Here is an 8,389-nt window from a genome sequence, read left to right on the forward strand (position 1 = left end):
TCGGCTGTAGCACTTGCGCTTGGCATTTATTCATTCAGTCTTCCTAAATGCCCACCGCTTTCTGCCAAAACAACCAACAAATCATTTGTAGACTCATTGGGGTTGAACGCCTTCAAACTATTTAAAGATCCCAAATTTGCCATTTTCTTTGCTTTCTCGATGCTTTTGGGGGCAGCATTGCAGCTCACCAATGCTTATGGCGACACCTTTATACAGGATTTCAAAAACATTGCTATCTACAAAGATTCTGTCGGTGTTAAATACCCCGCCATTATCATGTCGATATCCCAATTCTCCGAAACGTTTTTCATCCTGGCTATCCCGTTTTTCCTGCGCAAGTTTGGTATTAAGTATGTGATGCTGTTTAGCATGCTGGCATGGGTACTACGTTTTGGCCTTTTTGCCTTCGGCGACCCTGCCGGTGGCTTATGGATGATCGTTTTATCCTGCATCGTTTACGGCATGGCTTTCGATTTCTTTAACATATCAGGTTCACTGTTTGTCGAAACACAGGCTACTCCCGATATCAGGGCAAGTGCACAAGGCTTATTCATGATGATGGTAAACGGTTTCGGCGCATTTTTCGGTAGCATAGCAAGCGGTTTGATCATCGATAAATTTTTCCTGCTGCCCGGTGGTGGTAAAGACTGGCACGGCATCTGGCTTACATTTGCCGGTTATGCTTTAGTGATAGCTATTGTGTTTCCGTTTATATTCAGGTATAAACACAATAAGGCGCTTGTTGAAGCCATACAGCATGCGTAAGGAACCATGATTTTTAGGATTTTGGGATTGCCATGATAGTTGGTAGATAAAAAAAGACGGCCCACAAATTTGAGGGCCGTCTTTTTTATAATGAGGATTCAAGAAATCCTTAAATCCTAAAAATCATGGTTCAGTTTTTCCTCCCCATCGCATACTTAATCCCACCCAAAAGATGATTCAAATACAACGGATCTGCATATGATTCATCAGTGTGGCCCAGTTCTGTATAAAAAGCCCTGCCGCCATCAAAGTTATGATACCAGGCCATGGGGTGGTTATCGCCATTTTCGCCGCCGGTATAGCTTTTTTCATCTATTTTGATCAGTACATGCAGGTCATCGCCTATCCATTTGTAGTTGTACCATTCGTCCCAACGTTTCCAGGTTTCGGGCAGGTGTTTGGTAGCAATAAAATTACGGTCTACTACATTTAAAGTTGCCTCTTGCTGTTTAGGATGGCTTTTAAAGTATGCGCCCACCAGTTTGCCATACCATGGCCAATCATATTCTGTATCGGTAGCGGCGTGTACACCAACAAAGCCACCACCTGCTTTAATATATCGCTCAAATGCAGCTTGCTGGGTATCATTTAAAACATCGCCTGTGGTGCTTAAAAATATTACCGCTTTATATTGTTTTAAATTATCGGCAGTAAATTTTTCAGCATTGGTTGTGCTATCTACATCAAAATTATTTTCCTGCCCAAGTTTAATTATTGCAGGTACCCCTGCCGCTATTGAGTTATGATGAAAGCCGGCCGTTTTACAAAATACAAGTACTTTATCTTTAGCAAGTACCTGAGTAATAGATGCGCCTATTAAGAGGCATATGGTTAGTAGTTTTTTCATGGTTGGTGAGTAGTTGATTATGTTGATTAAGTGAGTGGTTATTGTTTGGTGAATGGTTGATTGGGTTGATTAAGTGAGTGGTTAGCCTTTGGGGGAAATAGAACTGAACAATTCACCTAATCAACCACTCACTAATCACCAACCTATAAATTCCCTTTCTTTAATTCATCTACGGCAAAGTGAGCCGCACGTGCCGTCATCGCCATATACGTTAAGGATGGGTTTTGGCATGCTGATGAAGTCATTGCAGCGCCATCGGTAACAAAAACGTTTTTAGCGTCCCAAACCTGATTATTACCGTTCAACACCGAAGTTTTTGGATCACGTCCCATCCGGGCTGTACCCATCTCATGAATACCATCGCCAACGTTATGACCTCGGTCATGAGTTTCAACATTTTTAACACCGGCGCTTTCCAGCATGGCTTTAGCTTCCTTTACTATATCAAAACGCATCTTTTTCTCATTTTCCTTGATCTCAGCATCCATCGCAAGGATCGGTAAGCCCCATTTATCCTTGCGGGTTTTATCAAGGGTGATCTTATTTTCGTGGTAAGGCAACAGTTCCCCGAAACCGCCAATGCCCATAGTCCACGGACCTGGCTCGGTAAGTGCATCTTTATATTGAGCTCCGATACTGTATTCGGCAATCTCACGGCTCCAGCCCATACGGCTTGCAGCACCCTGGTAGCCAAAGCCGCGCAGGTAATCGCGCTTATCACCAAACAGGTTTGCAAAACGCGGTACGTAAATACCGTTGGCCCGGCGACCGTAATAGTATTTATCCTCAAAACCTTCAACCAAGCCACTTGCACCAAGGTTGTAGTGATGATCCATAATATTATGACCCAACTCACCACTGCTGCTGCCTAAACCATCCGGCCAGATATCAGTAGCCGAGTTCATTAATACCCAGGCACTGTTCAATGCCGACGCATTGACGAAAACTATTTTTGAATAATACTCATAAGTTTGGTTGGTTTCAGCGTCAAGCACTTCTACTCCTTTAGCCTTTTTGGTGTCCTTGTCATACAATATTTTAGTAACGATAGAGTATGGCCTCACCGTTAAATTACCGGTTGCTAAAGCAGCGGGCAAAGTTGATGACTGCGTGCTAAAGTATCCGCCAAACGGGCAGCCTTCCCAGCATCTGTTCCTGAACTGGCAAGCCGTACGCCCCGGAATAGCAGCGGTTAAATTAGCTGAACGGCCAATGATCATATGTCTTGAGCCATTATAATTTTTCTTGATCCGGGCAGCTACATCTTTTTCCACCCAATTCATATCCATTGGCGGCAGGTAATGTCCATCAGGCAATTGTGGTAGTCCCTCCAACGAGCCACTAATACCAGCAAACTTTTCTACATGATCATACCATGGTGCAAGGTCTTTATAGCGGATAGGCCAGTCAATAGCCCAGCCATCCTTAGCGTTGGCTTCAAAATCAAAATCACTCCAGCGATAGCTTTGCCTTCCCCATAAAATGGAGCGGCCGCCAAGCTGATATGAGCGCCACCAGTTAAAGGGTTTGATCTCGGTGTATGGTGCGGCCTGCTCATCGGTCCAGTAATCCATGATAGGTTCTGTGGCGCCCCATCCGCGTGAGATCACCGGGCGTTGCTTGCGCTGTGCCTGGGTTGGCTTTCCGGCATGATGAAGGTCCCAGGGATCCTGGCTGGCGCTCTTATAATCTTTGATGTGTTCAAAATTACGACCGCGTTCAAGCATAATGGTTTTTAAACCCAGTTCGGATAACTCTTTTGCTGCCCAGCCACCGCTAATACCTGAGCCTATTACAATGGCATCGTAAGTATTGTTAGCCTTGGCTTTGCCGTTTACATTAGTTAATGGCATATGTTTTAAAATTGGTTTTGAGATTGGAGAAAACAAGTATATTAATTAAAAATCGATATAGCAATCGATTGTGAAGAAAAAAGAACCATGATTTTTAGGATCAAAGGATTATCCCGATTATAAGTTCAGATTTAGATATCATGGAATCATAGAATCCTCTAATCCTAAAAATCAAGGTTCTTTTCTTATTTTTACCCCATGCTCCAGATAAGCGAATTATTTATCTACCCTATCAAATCATTGGGCGGTATTTCCGTACAGAACGCAGTAGTTACCAGTCGCGGGTTACAGCACGACCGGCGCTGGATGCTGGTTAATGAGCAAGGGCATTTTATAACCCAGCGCGAGTTTCCGCAGATGGCTTTATTAAAAGCAACAGTGGAAGCTAATGGCATAGCCGTACATCATCATTCGAGCAAATCATTACTAATTCCGTTTAATTCTGAAAGAACACCCTTACAGCAGTTTGCAGTTTGGGACGATACCTGTATGGGGCATTATGTAAGCGAAGAGTTTGACCAGTGGTTCAGCGAAGCCCTCAATATGAAATGCAGACTGGTTTATATGCCGGATGACAGTGAACGCGAAGTTGACCAGCGTTACGCTAAACCCGGCATGATCACCTCCTTTGCCGATGCCTATCCCTTTTTATTAATAGGACAATCGTCGCTTGATGACCTTAACAAACGGATGGCATTGCCTTTGCCGATGAACCGCTTTCGTCCCAATATCGTTTTTACCGGCGGTGATGCTTACAGTGAGGACCTGATGAACCAGATAACCATAGCGGGCATAACCTTCTACGGGGCAAAACTTTGTGCCCGTTGTGTGTTGACTACCATCGATCAGCAAACAGCGATGAAAGCCAAAGAACCATTGAAAACTCTGGCCTCTTACCGCATGACAAACAACAAGATCATGTTTGGGCAAAACCTGGTACATGAAAATACCGGCATAATTTCGGTTGGTGATGAACTTAAGGTTTTAAGTACCCATACCGAAGAAAGATTTATTATAGCAAAGAAACCAATAACAGCAGCATGAAGCCAACCATAATTATTGAATATTGCCCTAAATGTAACTGGATGATGCGGGCTGCTTATATGGCCCAGGAATTGCTTACGACTTTTACCGATGACGTAGATGGCGTTACATTAAAACCAAGCGAAGTAAGCGGCAGATATACTATAAGCATTGATGAAGAAACACTGTTTGATCGCAAGCGCGACGGGCACTTCCCCGAGATCAAAGAGCTAAAACAAGCTGTTCGTGATAAAGTTAATCCGGTTAAAAGTCTCGGTCATTCAGACAGGCATCAATTGTAACTTTTGTATAACAAAGTCTGTATAAAATATCCTTTCTATATAATCTATAATATTACTCGAAAAAATAGTTAATTTAGATAATATCTTTATTTAACTTTGTGAGTTTTTATTTTAGAAAATGCTTTCAAAAAAAACTAAGTACGCTATAAAGGCACTTGTGGTTCTTGGCAAGAACATGGACCAGCCGCCTATGCAAATTTCGAAGATTGCCGAAACTGAACGGATCCCTAAGAAGTTTCTCGAGCAAATACTGCTTGATCTGCGCAACGCAGGGTTCCTGTACAGTAAAAAAGGGGCAGGTGGTGGCTACAGCCTTAACCGCGACCCCAAAGACATATTCCTGGTAAGCATCATGCGCATAACCGATGGCCCTATTGCCATGATACCCTGCGCCAGCTTAAATTTTTACCACAAATGTGATGAGTGCCACCAGGAAAGCACTTGCGGCATAAGGGATGTGTTTGTTGATGTAAGGGATGCCACACTTAAAATATTAAGCGAAACAAGCATCGCAGATATCATCAAACGCGAAACTACTCTCATCAGCGTTTAATTTCAAAGCTTCATAAAACTGTCATAACGCAGTTTTTTTTATTTAAATGCTACCTTTTCCGTATACTATATATATATTTGGGAAATGAATCGTGAGAGCATTGATATTACTCGCCTTAACCAGTTAACCTATTGCCGCATGCGCAATGGCAAAACGAGGCTATAAACGTAATATTTAACCATATATGCCTCTTTAGCCACAGCCAAAGGGGCTTTTTTATAAAAGATTAATACATAGAATATGCAGAGCTTCAGAACAGAACTGGAGAATCCCATTGTTGAGAAGGATATTGTCGATCTTGAAAAAAAGATCCATGCTTTTCGTGAAGGTAAAATTCATGATGAAAAATTCAGGAGTTTGCGTTTGGCGCGTGGTGTATACGGCCAGCGCCAACCAGGCGTGCAAATGGTGCGTATTAAATTGCCATTCGGTAAGGTTAGCTTTAAGCAGTTATTGAAAATTGCCGAGATCTCTGACGAATTTGGCAGCAGCAACCTGCACCTTACCACCCGCCAGGATATCCAGATCCATTATGTAAGCCTTGATCGCACACCTCAGCTTTGGGCCAAGCTTGAACAGGATGATATTACCCTGCGCGAAGCTTGCGGTAATACCGTTCGTAACGTTACAGCCTCTCCTACTGCCGGTATCGACCCGAAGGAACCATTTGATGTTTCTCCATATGCATATGCTACGTTTGATTATTTTTTGCGTAACCCGATATGCCAGGAAATGGGCCGCAAATTCAAGATCTCATTTTCATCAAGTGATGAGGATACTGCATTTTCATACATCCACGATATTGGTGCAATCCCTAAAATAAATGCCAATGGCGAGCGTGGGTTTAAAATTATGCTTGGTGGCGGTTTGGGTGCACAACCTATTTTAGCCAGCATTGTTGAAGAGTTTTTACCTGAAGATCAGCTGATCCCTTATATCGAATCGGTGATCCGCGTATTTGATCGCTATGGCGAGCGCAACAACCGTAATAAGGCCCGTATGAAATACCTCATCCAAAAATTAGGTTTGGAAGAGGTATTGCGTTTAACCAAAATTGAGCGTACCGCCAATAAGGTAAAATCATACCCCGTTAACCGCGACGCTGTTGATGTTCCGGCTTTGCCGCCAACCAATAGCTACCTTGAAGTAACTATCGGTAATCCATTGCGTTATGAGCAATGGCTGGCTACCAACGTTTTTGAGCAAAAGCAAGAAGGTTTTTATGGTGTATATATTAAGGTGCCTGTAGGTGATATTTCATCTGATACCGCCCGCGCACTGGTGAAAACATTAGAGCCTTTGGTTGGTAACGAGATCCGCATCACCCAAAACCAGGGCTTGCTCTTAAAGTATGTACAAAAAGAAGCCTTACCAGCATTATATGAAGGTTTAGCTAAATTGGAACTGGCAGCGCCGGGTTTTGACAGCATAGCTGACGTTACCACCTGCCCAGGTACAGATACCTGCAACCTTGGCATCTCAAACAGTATGACCATGGCCCGGGTGCTGGAAGACCTGATCTATAACGAATACGAAGATTTTATTTACAACCGCGAGATCAAGATCAAAATAAGTGGTTGTATGAACTCATGTGGCCAGCATGGTTTGGCCCATATAGGTTTCCACGGCAGCTCGCTTAAAGCGGGTGCCAAAGTGTTACCATCTGTACAGGTGATGTTGGGTGGTGGTACTGTTGGCGATGGCGTTGGTCGCGCTGCCGAAAGGGTGATCAAAGTACCTACCAAACGCGCTACTGACGTTTTAAGATGGCTATTGAACGACTATAAAGAGTTTTCGCCTGAAGGTGAAACTTATCACGAATACTACGACAGGCAGGGTAAAGATTATTTTTACCGTTTGCTGAAACCACTTGCTGATTTAACTACCCTTACCGATGACGAATACATTGACTGGGGCCACCAGGAAACATTTGTTACCGCCATTGGTGTTGGTGAGTGTGCCGGTGTAATTATCGATTTGGTAGCTACCCTGTTGTTTGAATCAGAAGAGAAATTGGGCTGGGCTAATGAAGCTTACGCAAATGGCCGTTGGGCCGATGCTATTTATCATGCCTACAATGTTTTTGTAAGCTCGGCAAAGGCATTATTGCTTGATAAAGCTGTTAACAGCAGCACACAGGTTGGGGTGATCCGCGAGTTTGATGCCCAATACGTTGACAAAGGTGAGTTTGAATTGAACGGAAGCTTTAACGATCTGGTATTGCAGATCAACCAAAACGAACCATCACAGGAGTTTGCTACAGCCTATTTAGCACAGGCTACAGAATTTTTAAGCAGAAGCAAGGATAAGAGAGAGGCGCTTGTACAATAATGACCGATAGTAATAAAAATATAAAAGAGCCACGCGTTACCCTTGTAGGCGCTGGCCCTGGTGATGCCGACCTGATAACAGTAAAAGCCATCAAAGCTTTAAAAACAGCCGATGTTGTTTTGTACGATGCGTTGGTTAACGAAGAACTGCTTGAATATGCCCCGGAAACTTCAACCAAAGTTTACGTAGGTAAACGTTCGGGGGATCATTCGTTTTCGCAGGAATCAATTAACAACCTCATGGTTGATTATGCTAAAAACTATGGTCACGTAGTGAGGTTAAAAGGCGGAGATCCGTTTGTATTCGGTCGCGGATATGAAGAATTAACGATCGCTGCAGCGCATAAAATACCGGCTTCGGTTATTCCGGGTATTTCCAGTTCCATAGCTGTGCCTGAGCTACAGAACATTCCCGTTACTCATCGCGGTTTAAGCGAAAGCTTTTGGGTAGTTACCGGTACAACAGCAAACGGCCAAATCTCGAACGATCTTATTGACGCTTCTCGCTCAAATGCTACCGTGGTTGTGTTGATGGGCGTTCATAAACTGGCCGAAATAACAGAAATATTTAAACAGCAAGGCAAAAACAAGCTTCCTGTGGCCGTTATTCAAAGCGGATCGACAGCTGACGAGAAAATTGCTGTAGCTACGGTTGATACTATTCTCAATGCTGTTAAAGAAAATAAGATCTCATCGCCTGCTATTATTGTTTTAGG

8 protein-coding genes are annotated in these 8,389 nt (G+C 43.4%); 6 read left to right on the forward strand and 2 right to left on the reverse strand.

Annotated features, from left to right (window positions below; all coding sequences use genetic code 11):
* The coding region (locus tag VF500_RS22835; RefSeq protein WP_330861889.1) for an MFS transporter at positions 1 to 765 on the forward strand (765 nt) is incomplete at its 5' end.
* A gap of 130 nt (positions 766 to 895) precedes the next feature.
* Here the strand turns inward: VF500_RS22835 and VF500_RS22840 are convergent.
* Both VF500_RS22840 and VF500_RS22845 read right to left on the reverse strand, forming a co-directional pair.
* Positions 896 to 1,612: a ThuA domain-containing protein gene (locus VF500_RS22840; protein WP_330861890.1), complete on the reverse strand. Its 717-nt coding sequence runs from the start codon at positions 1,610 to 1,612 to the stop codon at positions 896 to 898.
* Between the two features lie 143 nt (positions 1,613 to 1,755).
* Positions 1,756 to 3,465, reverse strand: coding sequence for a GMC family oxidoreductase (locus tag VF500_RS22845; protein WP_330861891.1), 1,710 nt, complete (start codon positions 3,463 to 3,465; stop codon positions 1,756 to 1,758).
* A 198-nt stretch (positions 3,466 to 3,663) separates the two neighbouring features.
* Between VF500_RS22845 and VF500_RS22850 the strand changes: the two genes are divergently transcribed.
* From VF500_RS22850 to cobA, 5 genes are all read left to right on the forward strand, one after another.
* Entirely contained in the window at positions 3,664 to 4,509 is an 846-nt protein-coding gene (locus tag VF500_RS22850; protein ID WP_330861892.1) for an MOSC domain-containing protein, read from the forward strand.
* Entirely contained in the window at positions 4,506 to 4,790 is a 285-nt protein-coding gene (locus VF500_RS22855) for a SelT/SelW/SelH family protein (protein WP_330861893.1), read from the forward strand. The genes VF500_RS22850 and VF500_RS22855 overlap by 4 nt, the downstream gene beginning before the upstream one ends.
* A gap of 118 nt (positions 4,791 to 4,908) precedes the next feature.
* Positions 4,909 to 5,343, forward strand: a complete 435-nt coding sequence (locus VF500_RS22860; protein ID WP_330861894.1) for an Rrf2 family transcriptional regulator — start codon at positions 4,909 to 4,911, stop codon at positions 5,341 to 5,343.
* Positions 5,344 to 5,583: 240 nt separating this feature from the next.
* On the forward strand, positions 5,584 to 7,674 hold the full coding sequence (locus tag VF500_RS22865) for a nitrite reductase (protein ID WP_330861895.1): 2,091 nt from the start codon (positions 5,584 to 5,586) through the stop codon (positions 7,672 to 7,674).
* Positions 7,674 to 8,389, forward strand: a 716-nt coding sequence (cobA, locus tag VF500_RS22870; protein WP_330861896.1) for a uroporphyrinogen-III C-methyltransferase, incomplete at its 3' end; no start/stop codon positions are given. The genes VF500_RS22865 and cobA, both read left to right, overlap by 1 nt.

It is taken from the genome of Mucilaginibacter sp., from assembly GCF_036383575.1.
Taxonomy (GTDB): Bacteria; Bacteroidota; Bacteroidia; order Sphingobacteriales; family Sphingobacteriaceae; genus Mucilaginibacter.

What these genes read in the sequence shown, in the direction of transcription:
- VF500_RS22860 (WP_330861894.1), top strand. Translation starts at nt 4,909, where the DNA reads ATGCTTTCAAAAAAAACTAAGTACGCTATAAAGGCACTTGTGGTTCTT.
- VF500_RS22845 (WP_330861891.1), bottom strand. Translation starts at nt 3,465, where the DNA reads ATGCCATTAACTAATGTAAACGGCAAAGCCAAGGCTAACAATACTTAC.
- VF500_RS22840 (WP_330861890.1), bottom strand. Translation starts at nt 1,612, where the DNA reads ATGAAAAAACTACTAACCATATGCCTCTTAATAGGCGCATCTATTACT.
- VF500_RS22850 (WP_330861892.1), top strand. Translation starts at nt 3,664, where the DNA reads ATGCTCCAGATAAGCGAATTATTTATCTACCCTATCAAATCATTGGGC.
- VF500_RS22855 (WP_330861893.1), top strand. Translation starts at nt 4,506, where the DNA reads ATGAAGCCAACCATAATTATTGAATATTGCCCTAAATGTAACTGGATG.
- VF500_RS22865 (WP_330861895.1), top strand. Translation starts at nt 5,584, where the DNA reads ATGCAGAGCTTCAGAACAGAACTGGAGAATCCCATTGTTGAGAAGGAT.